The organism is Lysinibacillus sp. FW301-JW8, from assembly GCF_058788755.1.
On the sequence record NZ_JBYTBB010000010.1, the window covers coordinates 22,947 to 39,501 of the forward strand.

General features: G+C 37.7%; 16 protein-coding genes, 1 other RNA gene and 1 pseudogene. 7 read left to right on the forward strand and 11 right to left on the reverse strand.

Annotated features, from left to right (window positions below; genetic code table 11):
- Positions 1–235 precede the first annotated feature (235 nt).
- From AC3WOM_RS06195 to AC3WOM_RS06210, 4 genes are all read right to left on the reverse strand, one after another.
- Positions 236–388: a hypothetical protein gene (locus tag AC3WOM_RS06195; protein ID WP_492445651.1), complete on the reverse strand. Its 153-nt coding sequence runs from the start codon at positions 386–388 to the stop codon at positions 236–238.
- A 91-nt stretch (positions 389–479) separates the two neighbouring features.
- Positions 480–862: RNase P RNA component class B (gene rnpB / locus AC3WOM_RS06200), an RNA gene on the reverse strand.
- A 60-nt stretch (positions 863–922) separates the two neighbouring features.
- Complete coding sequence (gene gpsB / locus AC3WOM_RS06205) at positions 923–1,216, reverse strand: cell division regulator GpsB (protein ID WP_054770397.1); 294 nt, start codon at positions 1,214–1,216, stop codon at positions 923–925.
- 121 nt (positions 1,217–1,337) lie between these two features.
- Complete coding sequence (locus tag AC3WOM_RS06210; protein ID WP_492445653.1) at positions 1,338–2,588, reverse strand: ribonuclease H-like domain-containing protein; 1,251 nt, start codon at positions 2,586–2,588, stop codon at positions 1,338–1,340.
- 179 nt (positions 2,589–2,767) lie between these two features.
- Here AC3WOM_RS06210 and AC3WOM_RS06215 point away from each other — a divergent pair, with 179 nt between their 5' ends.
- Both AC3WOM_RS06215 and AC3WOM_RS06220 read left to right on the forward strand, forming a co-directional pair.
- Positions 2,768–3,013 carry a transposase gene (locus AC3WOM_RS06215; RefSeq protein WP_492445655.1) on the forward strand — a complete coding sequence of 82 codons (246 nt, stop codon included), beginning with the start codon at positions 2,768–2,770 and terminating at the stop codon, positions 3,011–3,013.
- 57 nt (positions 3,014–3,070) lie between these two features.
- Positions 3,071–3,292, forward strand: coding sequence for a hypothetical protein (locus tag AC3WOM_RS06220; protein ID WP_492445657.1), 222 nt, complete (start codon positions 3,071–3,073; stop codon positions 3,290–3,292).
- A 99-nt stretch (positions 3,293–3,391) separates the two neighbouring features.
- Here the strand turns inward: AC3WOM_RS06220 and AC3WOM_RS06225 are convergent, their stop codons facing one another.
- Positions 3,392–3,754, reverse strand: coding sequence for a VOC family protein (locus tag AC3WOM_RS06225; RefSeq protein ID WP_492445659.1), 363 nt, complete (start codon positions 3,752–3,754; stop codon positions 3,392–3,394).
- 255 nt (positions 3,755–4,009) lie between these two features.
- Between AC3WOM_RS06225 and AC3WOM_RS06230 the strand changes: the two genes are divergently transcribed.
- The 3 genes and pseudogenes from AC3WOM_RS06230 to pdxR all read left to right on the forward strand — a co-directional run bounded on the left by AC3WOM_RS06230 (position 4,010) and on the right by pdxR (position 7,038).
- The gene (locus AC3WOM_RS06230; protein WP_427545206.1) at positions 4,010–4,495 is read left to right on the forward strand and encodes a hypothetical protein; all 486 of its coding nucleotides are present in this window, start codon (positions 4,010–4,012) and stop codon (positions 4,493–4,495) included.
- 661 nt (positions 4,496–5,156) lie between these two features.
- Positions 5,157–5,285, forward strand: a pseudogene (locus tag AC3WOM_RS06235) (IS4 family transposase); the annotation flags it as partial.
- A gap of 322 nt (positions 5,286–5,607) precedes the next feature.
- The gene (pdxR, locus tag AC3WOM_RS06240; RefSeq protein WP_427545208.1) at positions 5,608–7,038 is read left to right on the forward strand and encodes a MocR-like pyridoxine biosynthesis transcription factor PdxR; all 1,431 of its coding nucleotides are present in this window, start codon (positions 5,608–5,610) and stop codon (positions 7,036–7,038) included.
- A gap of 77 nt (positions 7,039–7,115) precedes the next feature.
- Here pdxR and AC3WOM_RS06245 read toward each other — a convergent pair whose 3' ends face one another.
- The 5 genes from AC3WOM_RS06245 to AC3WOM_RS06265 all read right to left on the reverse strand — a co-directional run bounded on the left by AC3WOM_RS06245 (position 7,116) and on the right by AC3WOM_RS06265 (position 11,470).
- Entirely contained in the window at positions 7,116–8,336 is a 1,221-nt protein-coding gene (locus AC3WOM_RS06245; RefSeq protein WP_427545210.1) for a benzoate/H(+) symporter BenE family transporter, read from the reverse strand.
- Positions 8,337–8,353: 17 nt separating this feature from the next.
- Positions 8,354–9,097 carry a YggS family pyridoxal phosphate-dependent enzyme gene (locus tag AC3WOM_RS06250; RefSeq protein WP_427545212.1) on the reverse strand — a complete coding sequence of 248 codons (744 nt, stop codon included), beginning with the start codon at positions 9,095–9,097 and terminating at the stop codon, positions 8,354–8,356.
- A gap of 184 nt (positions 9,098–9,281) precedes the next feature.
- Entirely contained in the window at positions 9,282–9,587 is a 306-nt protein-coding gene (locus tag AC3WOM_RS06255) for a MazG nucleotide pyrophosphohydrolase domain-containing protein (RefSeq protein WP_492445661.1), read from the reverse strand.
- A gap of 23 nt (positions 9,588–9,610) precedes the next feature.
- A complete protein-coding gene (gene glyA, locus AC3WOM_RS06260) occupies positions 9,611–10,855 on the reverse strand; it encodes a serine hydroxymethyltransferase (RefSeq protein WP_492445663.1) in 1,245 nt (414 codons plus the stop codon).
- An 87-nt stretch (positions 10,856–10,942) separates the two neighbouring features.
- A complete protein-coding gene (locus AC3WOM_RS06265) occupies positions 10,943–11,470 on the reverse strand; it encodes a pyridoxamine 5'-phosphate oxidase family protein (protein ID WP_427545218.1) in 528 nt (175 codons plus the stop codon).
- 615 nt (positions 11,471–12,085) lie between these two features.
- Between AC3WOM_RS06265 and AC3WOM_RS06270 the strand changes: the two genes are divergently transcribed.
- Positions 12,086–13,339 carry a M15 family metallopeptidase gene (locus AC3WOM_RS06270; RefSeq protein ID WP_492445665.1) on the forward strand — a complete coding sequence of 418 codons (1,254 nt, stop codon included), beginning with the start codon at positions 12,086–12,088 and terminating at the stop codon, positions 13,337–13,339.
- A 152-nt stretch (positions 13,340–13,491) separates the two neighbouring features.
- Positions 13,492–15,309, forward strand: coding sequence for an S-layer homology domain-containing protein (locus tag AC3WOM_RS06275; RefSeq protein WP_492445667.1), 1,818 nt, complete (start codon positions 13,492–13,494; stop codon positions 15,307–15,309).
- A 208-nt stretch (positions 15,310–15,517) separates the two neighbouring features.
- Here AC3WOM_RS06275 and AC3WOM_RS06280 read toward each other — a convergent pair.
- The coding region (locus AC3WOM_RS06280) for an InlB B-repeat-containing protein (RefSeq protein WP_492445668.1) at positions 15,518–16,555 on the reverse strand (1,038 nt) is incomplete at its 5' end.

Here is a 16,555-nt window from a genome sequence, read left to right on the forward strand (position 1 = left end):
ATATGTACATCGTTGCGATAACAGTTTCAGATGTTTTGCTTAGAAGCGTAGAGACAGAGGCATAACAGTGTGTTGCCTTATTCTTAAACATATATCGCGCATGTCTAGACATGATTAACAAGTACCATGTTCTTAATTAGTTGCCCCCCAGCGTAATTGCGTCCGAGCTCGCTCGAAAAGCTCCTCTTCAAAATCCGCGACATCTGTCAGGGGCTTTGGACCAACTTGAAATTGGTCACTCACTCGTGTGTTGTTGTTGTTGCTGTCGCTTCGCTTTCGCACAGTTAAAACCTTGTTGCTGTCGCTTCGCTTTCGCACAGTTAAAACCTTGTTGCTGTCGCTTCGCTTTCGCACAGTAAACATTGTTGCTGTCGCTTCGCTTTCGCACAGTAAAGTTCAGCTGCAGCAAGATAAATTCAAAAGAAAAGCTCTCCACCAAATTGGAGAGCGCTTGTTATTTCATAGGTAAGCATCATAAATTCCATAAGCCATGTTTTGTTCCCGAGTACTCAAACAGTTTGCACCTCGTACGACCGGGTAGTAATCATCTATCTACAGAGCAAAACTCTGTCCCTCTATCCGTTCAATTTCTTCTAGAGAGTGCCCCTACCATAATTTGGGTTTCTCACTCGTGGGGTTTACCTCGTTCCACCTTGCAAGTTTCCAAGCAAGCTTCGTCACTGTGGCACTTTCAGGAAGTTTCAACCATATCAAGAAGACTTAGGTTTTCCTTCCGCCGTCAGCCTCTAACAGCTGCCTTACCTTATTTTTTCAGTAAGCACGAACACTACGGTCATCTCAGAGCCGTGTGAGCATGGACTTTCCTCTACGACGTCTAGCGCCGCAGCGATTACTCGAATTTCATGATGATACGAAAGATTATACTAGAGTTTTATAATAAATACAATGTAAATGATAAAAATTATTCGTATAACTTACTACCAAATACATGTTTTTCCAAATTTGAAAGACGTTTTAAAATATCAAAGTTTGTCGTACCAGCTGTCGACGCAACAGGTTGTCTCTTAGGAGTACTATCAATTTCTTCTCTAAGCTGTCTGTTTTCTTCACGTAGTTGGGCCACCACTTTTTCAAACGTTTCATAATCTTGAATAATTTCATCAAGAAATGAATCGACTTCTTCTACATTGTAGCCTTTAAAATTTTTCTTAAATTCCTTTTCAAGGATCATTTTTGACGTTAATTTAATGTCCATTCACATCGCCCTTCCTCACACTACATACACGAAATCATTATAGCATACTTCACCACATTATATCGTCTGAAAACACCAATTGTAAGGCTAAACTTGTCGTTTCATGCGCTTACCCGGGAAATTATTTCTTATTTCCTAATCGGTATAATCTCTTTTCCCAAGAAATTTCCCATTTCTGTTTTTGTTCTACTCTCCATTGCTCATCCTTTTTTATTAATTGTATGCCTTCCTGCGTATAATAAAGGGCCTGTGCATAATCTTTTAGCTGATGCTCATAGATTATGGCTAGCTGTTCTAAAGCATGCAACTTTTTTCGTGAATCAATGAAATGTAGAGAAGCCACAAAGGCATCAATAGCATCGTTAAACTTTTTATTTCTTTTGTGCTGTAAGGCCAAATAATATTGTGCTTGACCTGCCTCAAGTGCATCAAATTGCGTAGTTACCTTTTCTAATATCCTCACACTTTGAGTGCTCTCTTTTAAATCTGCATACCATTTCCCAATATTGGTGAACGTATTAGCAGATTCTTCATTTGACTCCTCAAACAACAAGTTTATGGAGTGAGAATAGAGTGTAATTAGTGAAAGTAAATCCCATTCATTATGAATCAGTACTTTCATCAGTGCATCAGGCATACCACTTTTAATAGCATCTAAATAAATAATAGGTGCGAGATAGCCTGGAATATCGGCAATGCGTGAAAAGCCAAGCTTCTCCTCTTCCACCGATTTTAACTTCATCCGTTCCATATCATTTTTCCATAAACGCTTTGAACTATGCAGCAAATCGATTTGTCGTTGTGAACGTAATTTAGGTAGTTCTTTTTGGTGGAGCGTCCAACGTGTTTCAAGTTGTGGCCAGTCAAAGCTTTTGCCATTGTAGGTGATGACCGTTGCAGTTTTTTGCCAAAGCTTTGACTCGAAAAGTAATGCTGCTTCGTGTGCTGGATCTGCAAGTAGATATTGCGTCAAAATAAAGCTTTCATCTGAAATCTCTAAAAAACCGAGAAGAAAAATTTGTGTACCTACTCCCTTTAAGCCTGTCGTCTCCGTATCGAAAAATAATACCTGTTCATTGCTATCTAGTGCATAGGGATGTTCAAACTTTGCCTCTTGCCATTTGGCTAGTGCCTCGAAAAATGACTGCAACTTATAATGACCGTGTTGATAATGAAACGGATAATGCACCTGCCGTTTAAAAACAATACCAAAATCATTTTCTACAACAGTCAACCCAGCCCTTTCCCATCGCTCTGTATAGCTAGGGATTTCGGGCTTTTGATATGTGGCAGGCTTCTCTTGTTTGACTGTTGTCGTAGTTTTTTTACCAAGCATTTTTTTCATTTGTAGAATTTTGTTTTCGTATGACATATATTTCACTCATTTTCTGCCTATAAATTGTAATATCAATACTATTGCAACAACTTTTGATTAGAAATCGCCGATGGATTATATTACCATATATTCCTAAATTAATGATTAAATTATTGTATTTTATAGTAACACACAATTTCAAAGGACTCTAGTTATGGATGTGTGGTTTAGCAACAATGAACATAGAAAAGGAAGAAATCAATGGAATTTTAGCTGAATTTCAGTTTGAAGATAAGGCGCGTAAATGTGGTGTACCAACGCTTCTAAATTACTTAGTTGTCGCAGTTGCATTCGATTGGAAAAGCTTGCGTTACGCTTCCGATATGGCAACAGAGAAAGGCTTGAAACCAGTAGATTATTCTACGCTTTCCAAACGTTTAGGTGAACTGAACTATCTAATCGTCAAAAGTATTTTGAGTTGATTGTCAGCCTATTAAACCGAGTAGCGAGACGTAAACTGAAAAAAGAGCTATTGGCGATTGATTCCACAACAATCACGGTTGGGAAAAATCGCTTGCCATGGGCGCTTTATCATGGTGAACGTTCCGGTATTAAACTGCACGTTAGCTTTACAAATAGCACAGGGGTGCCCCTTCAAATCGTTAGAGAAACTGGTTGCTTTCTTTTTGAATGTGGTGGTTAGAGCGACCAAACTGACGGGTAGAGAGGCTGAAGTGGCAGATAGCGAAGAAATTCCTTAATCTTGTGTAAAAGTAAATTCCCAGAGCTTTGTAAAGTACTTGGCTTGAATAACAGTTGAATAGAAGGTAATTTCTATTCAACTGTATCTTTGAGAAGAATTAAATTTCTTGAATCATCTCAACACGATTTCCAAATGGGTCTCTAAATTCAAAACGTTCAAAATGAGGAATAGGGACTGACTCGAGTATTTCAATATGTTGTTCGGTTAATACCTTTTTCCAGTGCTCTATATTTTCAACTTGATAGGCAATATGCGCCTTTGTCGTTAATCTATTGAAGCCATCCTCTGTTCCTACATGTATCTCTTTATTGCCAAGCTGTAACCAAAAACCACCTCGACCTTTAAGCGAGTCGGGCTTTTCAATTTCATTTAGTCCTAAGACCTGACAGTAAAATTGCTTCCCTTTTTCTTCCTCACCTTTTGGAATTGTTATTTGAACGTGATGCAGGCCTATAACCATTTTTATCCTCCTTTAATTCATAATCGATATTTACTTCTAGGATAATAGTGCCGAATCCTTTAATTTGTCGAAGGAAGCCTTTATAAAATCAGCTAGGAAGGATAAGGAAATAGGTCAATAGCTGATGGTATTTTCAGAACTGTTAATGAAATAATAATAGTTAGAAGTAAATGTATAAAATAATTATTTGTTATTTCTTTATGTTGAGTATATGGTAATATTGTATATGTATTTTTTGTAAAAGGAGGAAGAGAATTGTCTAAAAAAACATCTTTTTTGTTTTTAATTTTGACAACCATTTTATTAACAGCTTGTAGTGGGGGAAGAGATACTTCATCTGTTGAAACTGCAATAATTGGTCATTGGGTAAGTGAGTCTGAAGACCCGAAGTTTGAAGATACACATTATTACATTGGCAAAGATAAGGTTACAACGGTTGACCAAGGCACAAAAACTATATCGGACTATAAAATATCTTCAGCTAATGAAAAGAAAAAATGGATTGAAATAATTGTAGAGGGAAAACAAAATTCTGGTAGTTTAGTGAGAAGGTTAGAGTTTACAAATGATGAAATGACAGAATTAGTAAATCCATTTAAGATGAGTGATCTCATTGTATCTTCGGATAGAGCAGATAGTAAAGAAAGTCAAGAATTATTAAATTTCGCCGAAAATTTATTAGGTGATACTGAATTTACATCTACATGGAAGTACATAGATGATTTAACAGAGCCCAAATAATAAGGACATAAATAATTTAGATGGAGAGTAGTTGGAGAAATCCTTCTACTTTTTTATATTAGATAGAAGAAATATGTAATTACTGAGGGATTTCCTTATAAGGAATATCCACCTTTCTTTTTACTTTAAGAATTAGTTACTGTTGCACTAAACCAGATTGAAATGTTAACAAAAATAATAATTAATAGAAGTGTGTAAATTAAATACTTATCATTTTTATTCTTCTCTGTTTTAAAGAATAAAATTTTAATTAGAATCAACACAAATGCAAGACCGCTAAGTATTTTTGCAAGTAGGAAAGCCGACACCTTTGTTTTTCTCTCCTTTAATTAACATTGTGAATCTGTCCAGAATGGTGTATCAAAAGACCATCTTATTAAAACTCCACATCCAATTTACACTAGCAACTGTTAACGCACCCGCTCCTATACAAATTAAGCCTGCAGCAATTCCAACAGTAAGACCCACAGGAGGAATAAAATAAGCCGTTATGCCGTTTCAATTGTAGTAACCCCTGCTCCAATTGTCAGAAGACCTATATACATAATATTCAATATTTTATTAAAATTCAATATTTATAATATCGATAGGTAATTATTTTGTTTTATGTGAATTTTTCTATACGCTTGGCACGGCTCAAAAACAAACAAAAGAACGCTAGGCAATTGAATCCTTTTTTCGCTGGATTAATCAGACTTAAATGTACCTGCGTTAGTTGGCACGACGAAAAATGCGGTATTTAATCAGCTTTTTGCGGCCTTAATTGTTTATATGTTACTAAAGTTTTTGCATACCGAAGGACACAAGAAAAACAACTGTAAACACTTACCCTTCGTTGGTTTTAAACGCCAGCTTCTTTGCGCTACCCTGCCTGTTGAGTGGTGCATCGGTCTCAAAGAGATACTCGCATTTCATCAGGAACTTTATCAAGTAAATGCTGGATGAATTTGGTTAATCAACATGTGTGAAATAGAAAAGTTACTTTCGGCTTCATTGCAAAATAACATATAATTATGATAGCATTCAAATTATGGAATGTATTTTATATATTTTTTTTACACAATCCAACAGTCCATATTAAAAATATTTATTATGATTGGAAAGTGATTGAAATGTTAAAAGTGAATCGAGAGGATAAGAGTCCTATATGGCAGCAATTGCTTGACCAAGCTATTCATAATATTACAACAGGGAAATGGCCACCAGGGGAGCTACTTCCCCCAACTAGAGAGCTCGCTTTATTAGTTGGTGTTTCGCGCTCAACCATCCAAATTGTATATGAGGAGTTATTCAGCCGTGGATATACTGTTACAAACTGGCGTGGTGGAACAAGAGTAAGTGAATGGGGCTATAAAGCTGGTTCACAGGAGGAATTTATGCACCAAGGACCTTCCACACCTGAATTACCCTACATAAGATCAGCTGTTGATCAATTGAACAATTGGTTTAGAGGTTCAGAACATCAGCATGTTGAAATTGATTTTTGCCCCCATGAGCCATATCTGGACGAGCATTTCCGAAAAATTTGGAGGCAATCTTTTTTACAGGCATCAGCCGTTGCAGATTTGGACACATGGGGATATGGCAATCCATATGGGTTTACACCCCTGCGTGAACAGATTCAACGTTATCTGACATTCGAAAGAGGAGTTCATGTCGATATTGATCAAATTATCTTAACTTCAGGTGCACAGCATAGTATTGATTTAATTGCTCAGGCACTTTTACATGAAGGTGAAACAGTATCTGTTGAAGATCCTGGATTTCCCGCAGCATGGATGACAATGAAATTTCGGCGTATGAATGTTGTTCCTGTTCCTGTTGATGAGTACGGTTTACAGGTTGATCATATTCATCCGCAATCAAAGCTTACTTTTGTTACCCCTTCCCATCAGTGTGCAGTCGGCGTTATTTTGTCAGAACCCCGCAGACAGCAATTGTTGCAAATGGCTGCTCAAAAGCAATTTTGGATTGTAGAAGATGATTATGATGGCGAATTTAGGTATCGTGGTGGTCCACTTCCAACTTTGTTTAGTCAGCAGCCTCAACATACATTGTATATGATGAGTTTTTCCAAAATGGTGGCTCCTGGTATACGAATTTCAGCAGTTATTGGTCCAAAAGACGCCATTCGCCAGCTTGCGCAAGTACAAGCATTGACCTACCGCCATCTTCCAATTATGGAACAACTAACGCTTTCCCATTTTATTGATCACGGTCATTTTATGCGTCATATGAGAAGAGTTAGAAATGTCTATCGCCGTAGACATGAGGCTATGACAAAGGCCATTATGGCAACAGGTTTAGGTAAACATTTTAAATTAAGCGGTATTGAAACGGGCCTTCATATGCTTCTCGAGGCTGAGGAATCCTTTGAAGAAGAGGAACTGACGAATCTAGCGCTGAAACAAGGCGTTCGTGTCTATCCACTTAGTAAATATTGCTTAGAAAGTAATCGGAAAGGGTGGGTACTGGGATTTGCTAAAATAGATGAGGCGGCAATTGAAGAAGGGATTGGTCGTTTGGCAAAGCTATTATTATAATACTTGTTAACTCTACAACCAAAATGAAGGCAGCCATCTTACCTTATTTTAGATGGCTGCCTATATTAAGTCTCTTCTTATTTAGTTTGCTGCATGCTATTCATATTTTGTTGTTTCCTTAGTAGCTGACCATTTATCAATAAATGAGCACCTAAACCTGCAACGAGTCCCCAAAACGCTCCTCCCACTCCAAGTAATGTGACATTTGCAGCAGTAGCCAAAAAAGTAATTAGTGCTGTTTCACGTCCTTCTGGATTGATCAAAGCATTAGCAAGGCTGCTGCCTATTGTACCAAGCAATGCTAAGCCCGCTAATGTGGCAATGAATGTGGCAGGGAGAATTAAAAATAAAGCTGCCAATGTGACGCCAAAAATGCCGACAATAATATAAAAAATACCACAGATTATACCAGCAATATAACGTTTTTTTGAATCTTCATGGGCGTCTTTTCCTGTACAAATTGCAGCGGTAATAGCTGCAATATTAAAAGCGTGAGATCCAAATGGAGCTGTTAGAAGTGAGCCTAATCCTGTTATTATCAAAATTGGATTTGCGCTCGTTTTAAATCCATCATTTCGCAGTACTAGCATCCCTGGCATATATTGTCCAGTCAAAGTAATAATAAAAAGTGGTAGCGCAACGCCCAATAAGGCATGAAGCGAAAACTCTGGTGCAACAAATACAGGAGATGCAAGGGCTAATTTGATATTGCTAAAATCCACCTGCCCCATACCAATCAAATAAATTAGTCCAGTAAGCAGGATGCCTACAATTGCATATCTAGATGTAAATCGTCTTAAAATTATATACGTAGTAAATAGAATAACGACAAGCAAAGGATCAACTTTTGCTCCGCCAAAGGCTGAAATACCAAACTGTAGTAATATGCCAGCAAGAAGTCCCGAAGCAATGCCTGGTGGAATAAGCTGGACAAAGCGCTCAAACATTCCCGTTAATCCTAAAATAATAAATCCTATAGCAGAAATCATATATGCACCTATCGCTTCCGGATAGGGTGTAAGTGCTAATGCTGAAACAAGAAATGCCACACCAGGTGTTGACCACGCCGTAATAATGGGTTCACGGTAGCGATAACTTAACCATATGCCAGTTATCCCAACCCCGATTGATATTGACCATATCCAAGATGCAGTCATTTCTGGACTAAGACCAGCAACCTTAGCAGCCTGAAAGACAAGAATAAAAGTACCACCGTAGTTGACAATGACAGATATAAAAGCAGCTATTGCGGGTGATAGCAAATCATGAACACGCCATGAATTTTGTGTAACGTTCATAGACTTTTCCTCCTCTCCTAATCATCCTGTAACTTATTTTCATTCCAATAGTATTCATCTGGCAAATAGCGTTGTCCAAACACTTTGGTTCCCACTCTTATAATCGTAGCGCCCTCCTCAATGGCAACAGTGAAATCACCAGACATGCCCATTGATAAAATATCCATCTCGACACGAGGAATTTCTTTTGCTCGAATTTGAGTTTGCAGTTGCTTTAATAATTGGAAGCAATGCCTAGTTTCATTATTTGTGGCATTCAATTTTCCAATCGTCATTAGCCCCTTTATATTCAATGTTTCAAATTGGGATAATTGCTCAACTAGCTCCAATGCTAGTTCCGGTGATACACCAAATTTACTTGTTTCACGGGATGTATTCACCTGTACTAAAATATCCATCGTTTTATTCTCTTTCACAAGCTGATTATGTAATGCCTGTCCTAATTTCAAACGATCAACAGAATGAATCAACGTAACATACTTCACAACATATTTGACTTTATTCGTTTGCAAATGCCCGATAAAATGCCATTCTACTTGGTTATGTTGTTCCATAAGCGGAAATTTGTCTCGAAGTTCTTGTGCTTTATTTTCACCAAACAACATTTCCCCTGCCTCCATAGCAATCTTTAATTTTTCAAGGGGAACCGTTTTTGTTGCCAATAACAATTTGACATCTTCTTTCTTACGACCTGCAGCTTGGCAAGCTAATGCCATTTGCTTCCTCACTGTTGTAAGATTTTCTTCAACTAAATGAACCATTTTATTTCCTCCCTTTGCTTTTATTTTGTAATGAATGCACTAAGCATACATTATTATGGATTGTATAAAAACATCCATAAATATATTTTCTAACAATCCATAAATCCTTTAAAAATACTCCTAATCAAAAATAGCCACTACCTCTAGTGCGATTAGGGGTAGTGGCTTTTTAGATTATATGGCTTTATTCATACCATGTTCTGCACTTATTGATCTCCATCTTTTTTTGAAATGCATCCTCTAAATCAATATCTAATTGATTGGCGAGATCGACTATATTGAAAATTACGTCATACATCTCCAAACCAATATTTTCTTTTGTTAATCGGACCTTCTCCTCTGTTGGATGAAAGGAAATACTTAAAATTTCCTGAGCTAACTCGCCAACCTCAGTAACTAAATATAGCATTCTAGTTTGAATTGTATTGATCGTAAATCCTTTTTCTTCACTGAATTGTCTTACATACTTTTGCATATTTGAAATATCCATTTATTATTCCCCAACCTAGTTTATTAATGAAGTCCTTCATATAAAGGAAATTGAGATGTTATTTCTCTCACACTATCTAATATTTGATTTTTAACTACTGCGTCTTTAGGATTTTTCAGGGCAAGTGCAATTAATTGAGCAATTTCTTTCATTTCCTTTGGCCCCAATCCCCTAGTTGTGATTGCAGGGGTACCAAATCGAATACCACTTGTTACTAATGGATTGGCTGTATCATGAGGGATGGTATTTTTATTTGCTGTAATGCCCACTTCGTCAAGTATTGTTTCAGCTTCTTTACCAGTAAGCCCAATTGTACGCAAATCCAGTAAGATAATATGATTATCTGTTCCTCCTGAGACAACTGTTAATCCCTCACTCATAAATGTTTCAGCTAATACTTTGGCATTTTCCAGTACCTTCTCAATATATCCCTTAAAATCTGGATTTAGTGCCTCTCCCAGCGCAACTGCTTTTGCAGCAACGATATGCATAAGCGGACCACCCTGTAATCCAGGGAAAATCGCTTTATCAATTGCTTGTGCCCACGATTTACGGCACATAACAATACCCCCTCTTGGTCCACGTAACGTTTTATGGGTTGTCGTGGTCACAAAATGAGCATGTGGTAAAGGGTTAGGATGCAGACCAGCTGCAACAATCCCTGCAATATGTGCCATATCTACAAAAAATAGGGCTCCAACCTCGTTCGCAATTTCAGCGAATAACTCAAAGTCGATCATTCTTGGGTAGGCACTGGCACCAGCGACAATCATACGTGGTCTATGCTGATGAGCTAGCTTTCGGACATGATCAAAATCAATTCTCCCCGTTTCTTTATCTACACCATATGGGACAAAATTATAGAATTTCCCTGAAAAATTCACGGGACTGCCATGTGTTAGATGCCCTCCATGCGATAAATTCATGCCTAAGATTGTATCTCCTGATTTAACAGAAGCAAAATAGACTGCCATATTGGCCTGTGCTCCAGAGTGCGGCTGTACATTCGCATGTTCAGCACCAAACAGTTCTTTAACACGCTGAATAGCATGCTCTTCAACAATATCTACGTGTTCACAGCCCCCATAAAATCTACGTCCTGGATACCCCTCTGCGTACTTATTGGTAAGTATTGTACCAGAAGCCTCCATAACCGCCTGACTTACAAAATTCTCTGAGGCAATCAACTCGATGTTATCACGTTGACGTGAAAGTTCTTGCTGGATGGCATTACTTATCGCTCTGTCTTGTTGCTCCAAATATCTCATATACAAAATCCTTTCTATTTGAAATTTTAATTTTCCATGCCTATTTACGTAGATACTTTTTTATAGACATTATGATAAAAACTTTGTTTATTCAGTTTGGAACATTTCCCCTTCCTCAATCGGATTTTCTTTTGCGCTTATATGTTGAGGATCAATTCTGTAGACTTGTACAGAACCACCGAATACTGCAGATTGGTATTTCTCTACATGTTGTTTGGATAATGGACGTTTATAGTAACCAGGTACATATTTATCAATCATCTCTTGCAGCATATATGTAGCTTCATCTAAATTGACAACAGGCTTTGCCTCGCCAAAAACCATGACACTCATATAAGCAGTATCTGTTTTGGCTGGTACAGGATTAGTGATTGTTCCATATTCCTCACATACAGTAAAACAGACCTCCGAATTCTCTTGAACCACTTTATTTCGTCGCCCACCACCAGCACCATGAAAATAAATATTTCCATTTGACCAAACAAAATTCAGCGGAACTACATAAGGTTGTTGACCATCAACCATTCCAAGATGCCCAATACGAGCATGCTGCAAAAATGCATCAATCTTGTTCATATCTAATACTTCTCTAATTTTGTAGCGTACATCAATCATTGTTATCACTCCTAATCTTGTATTCTGTAAGTCTATCAGCCTTTGGATTGAATATAAATGTCCAAAAATATAGTAATGATGCAATCCATAACAGCTAATAATTAGTGCTAATCAAGTCACTTCGGAAGATAATTTGCACCTATTTTAAGTGCTAAATTGCACGATACAAACCCTTTTTTCTTTTTCTAAATAGGAGTAATTTTCAACATTATGGAAAATGTGTATGCTAAGAGAATTTCAACCTAATAAAGTCGAATTCCTGTACTCTAAGGAACTGACTTTTTAAATTTAGCTTGTTAAGCTAAAGTACTCCGTTAGCCATTCATGAAGCACAAAAATCAGCATTTCCCCACAGAAAATGAAAGATGACTATGGAAATGATTATTGTGTCACTAAACACCTCGTGTCTTAAAATATTTTTAGTCAATACGATAATGAAATAAAAGAATATATAATCACTACTAATGTAATAAAAAGGATAGTGTGTTTACAAATAGGATAGTAAAAAGGTAATATGAATGTATATTTTAGAAAATGATGGAGGAATTTGAATAACAAAATTACTATTCTGATAGATGTAATGAGCTGTCCAAGAAATTAAAGGAGAGAGTTTAAGTGTGTAAAAAGAGAAAAATAGGAAAGATATTAATTACTTCTATGATGATAGGTTCCTTGTTGCAGGTGGGAACAGTTGTTAATGCGGAAGAGCGAGGAGCAGAGTCAGCAACAAATGCAATGACGCGATTGGCAGCAGCGGACCTTACTTCTTACAAAGATTTTGATATCAATGCAAGCTGGGCGCCAGCCATGGGATGGGCAATAGACGAAGGAATTATTTCAGGCTATCAAAATCAAAAACATCCATCTGACCCGAAAAAAGGCGTGGGCAACTGGTTAGATCCTCAAGGTTATGTAACAGAATACCAAATGCTGTCGATTATATTGAAATATCAGGAACCAGACAGTTTTAAAAGCGAAAAGGCAAATACAACGAAAGCCAATTTAGACAAAAATTTCGCGTTTACTGAGTATAAGCTAGCCAAGGATTTAGGCATGGTCACGAGAGGTTCTACAACCAATGTAACATTTGCATCACAACATGTCACACGTGGTCAGATGGCACGAGCATTAGTATCATACATATATGGGAAATCCGTAACGTTAGAACAAGCTGTAGAATTTATGTATGCTAACAAGTTTATGGTAGGGAAAAATCTAGAAAAAGGACAAACACTTGATAATTTCGGAATAACAGACAAATTGACGAGGGCACAACTTGTTGTAGTGTTAGAGCGTTATGCGAAACAACCTGAACTTAAAGATACGCTATCCGAATCAATGATTCGCGACATGCAGAAGTGGGAAGAAAAAACGCAACTTGTTTGGGAGGATAAGGAGCCCGGCTTCGAAACGAAAGAAGCTGCCGAGGCAAACATGACCCAGATTACGGTTCCGGTTTGGAAGGTCACTACAAAGGGCGACAAGGCCCAAGGAAAAGCAACGCTGACTGTACATAAGAACTTGGCTAAAACCTACAAGGCGATTTTCCAAGAGATCTTCGATGGACCAGAGAAATTTCCGATTAAGGACGTAGGCGCATACTCTTGGCGCACCAACGTCAATTCCGAGCATAGGAATGGGACAGCCCTTGACATCAATGCAAGTGAGAATATGCATTGTGAGATTGATAAGAATGGCAACGTGACCAAGATTCTTTCAGGTAGTTTTTGGAAACCTTACGAGAACGTATATTCAATTACAGAAGATGGGGATGTAGTTCGGGCGTTCAGAAAACATGGATTCTCTTGGGGCGGAGACGCTTGGAGTACTAGCCGAGATTATATGCACTTTTCGTATTTTGGAAGCTAGTTTTGCTGAATCGCGTTAATTCATACGCTAGTTTCTTTGTGCTATTTTAATGGGTATTGATGTGAAAGAAATACTACATAGGGAAATAAATCAGGTAGAATTTGTATATTTTCGTTAAATATATGTGTGATATCACCAAGGAGGTTTTGCATTTGAGCAAAAAACATAATTACTCACTATTTTTTAAAGTGACAACTGCATCGGCTATCGTTGCATCGATTGTCATTCCAATCGAAACTACAAATGCGATGTCAGATGTACCTTCAGATCATCAATTTTATGATGCCGTAAAAGATCTTCAAGAACGAGGGATTATTGGCGGCTATGCAGATGGAACATTTAAACCAGAGAAAAATTTAACACGTGGACAAGCTGCGAAAATACTTGCGGGTGTGCTGAAGCTAGATACGATTAATGTCCAAAATTCAAATTTCAAGGATATTCCCAAAACACATCAATATTACGGTGCGATTGCCGCTTTAAAAGAGGCAAATATTATTGATGGTTTTGGGGATGGCACATTTAAGCCTGAAGATAACGTACAGCGCAATCACGTAGCGAAAATTTTGGCCAATGCGATGAATTTAAAGGCAATGAATAGCGCACATCTGCCGTTCACAGATGTGCATGAAAATTATCGAGAATCGATTGCTGCGCTATATGAAAATGGTGTAACAAAGGGAAAAACGGAGACAACGTTTGATGGTAGCTCCTATGTGACACGTGGACAAATGGCTGCCTTTATCGTACGTGCCGAGAAAATCATAGCCCAGACTCAAAAGTTTCCATTTGAATATGTAGATACTTCTAAAAACACTTTAAAACCAAGCGTACATGGAAATTGGGCTGCTTCTATCAAAGATTATATTTTCGATAACAACGATAATACCTTCTCAACGTTAGAAGTAGATAAAAACATTAAAATTACTACATACGACAGTCAATCTAAAAAGCTTTCCGAAAAAACGTTAACGTTAGAATTACCTCTTTTCGGCGCTTTTTATAGCGGTGAAACCTATAATTATATTGCCTATGGTCAAAATAACCCTAACGAAGAAAATATAGAGGTTATTCGCATCGTCAAGTATGATAAGAACTTTAACCGAATTGCTGCAACATCGGTTAAAGGAGATGAGATTATTACCGTAATACCCTTTGATGCTTCATCGGGAGGAAGAATAGCAGAACAAGGTAACACGCTCGCATTCCATTCATCACGTGAACGTTATAAATCAAGCGATGGCTTAAATCATCAATCTCAATTAACATTCGAAATTAATACAAGTTCAATGGAAATAATTAATACATTAGGAGAGTTTCAAGGGAATCATGTTAGTCACTCCTTTGATCAATATGTGTTAATGGATGGTGAAGCACCAGTATATTTAGATCATGGTGATGCTTATCCGCGTAGCCTCGTTCTTCATAAATTAATAGACGCATCTAGTAATAAAAAGAATAGATACTCAAAGAAAGAATTTTTTCCTATTTCTGGAGGTGTAGGTGACAATGTAACCGGTGTATCTATAGGGGGCTTCGAACAATCCCCTACGCATTATTTAGCTGCCTTTAACTCTGTCAACCAAAATAAACAATACTATCGCAATGAAACATATACACGTAACGTTTACCTATACGGCATTCCAAAGGATTTTTCAAACACGGATGATGCTGCTATTATAGAAACAACGATTGCTAATTATGAAAACACAGTCTGGTATACAACAACGCCTACAATTGTAAAAATAACAGATGATAAATTTGTTGTACTATGGCAAGAATATTTAGATGATAAGATTGGTAGCTTAAAATACGTCTATGTGAATGGACAAGGAAAAACAACATCTTCAATCCACTCAGCAGTTGATATGGAGCTATCTACCGTCCAACCGATTGTAAAAAACAATAAAATTATTTGGTATACTACTTCAAATAATAAAAAAGTTATGTATGAACTAGAAATCGAATGAAGTCATGTGGATGGCTCACACTTCTCACCATGAAAACTTTGTTGGAGTAAGTGGCACCCATTTCAAGGGCAAATTTAAAAATAAGATGACGTAAAGAACAGATAGGGGTGTCTGAAAGCGATAGTTCCGCTTTTAGACACCCATTTATAGTTTTATTGAAACATTCCTGTTTAAAATATTTGTTAAAGATTCCCTCTAAAATAGCTCATTATTGATTAAGAGCTCGGTACATCAAAGCCACAAATTGAGCACGTGTGACAGGATCATTAGGTTTAAAATAACCATTCGAACCTAAGGCAATACCTTGTTGTTCTAAGGTAGCTATATTGGCATAACTCCAATGGTCTATACTTACATCTTTGAATGAGCTCGTATCACCTGGTGGCAGTTGAAGTACCGCCACAAGAATTTTTGCCATTTGGGCACGCGTCAACCATTCATCTGGACGAAATGCTCCGTTCGAGCCATCAATAATACCTGCCCGTTGTAGCTTTGTAATCGCCTCATAATAAGGATGACTAGGCAGAACATCTGAAAAAGAGGTAGCCTCACGGGATGGTTCTAGCTCAAAAGCTCGTGTAAGCATAATGGCAATATGCTGGCGTTTGATAAATTCATTAGGTCGAAATGATTGATCAGGATAACCTGTAATAACCCCTCGTCTAGCCATATCTTGAATCATCTCCCACGCCCAATGTGATTTCGGTACATCTGAGAACACATATTGCTGCTGTTCAGGCTCCTGCTCAGTTGGTTCACTATCTGGCTGTTCCTCAGGTGAGGGGGTTGAATTTTCTGGTATTGACGGTTCAGTCGGCGTCAGAACTGGATTTACTGGTACTGTTGGAGTTGTCGGTATTGATGGATATTCACCTCCACCACCAGTTGAATTTACCGTCCATTTGGCATAGAGTGTTATATCCTCTGTTACCACATCATTTGTAAAATTCCATTCTGTTGTGAAAGTTGCATTCTTGTACCACCCCATAAAAGTATACCCTGCCTTAGTCGTTGCTTTTGGTTTGGTCACTTTTTCCTTATATACTACGGATTCTGATGCTACAGCTGAACCACCATTTGTGTTAAATGTCACACTGTAACTATTCACTGTCCATTTGGCATAGAGCGTTGTATCAGCCGTGATTACATCTGTCGCAAAGTCCCACTCGGTTGCAAGGGCACTTTCCTTAAACCAGCCTGCAAATGTATGCCCTGCCTTACTTGGTGCTGTTGGCTTTGTCACTTT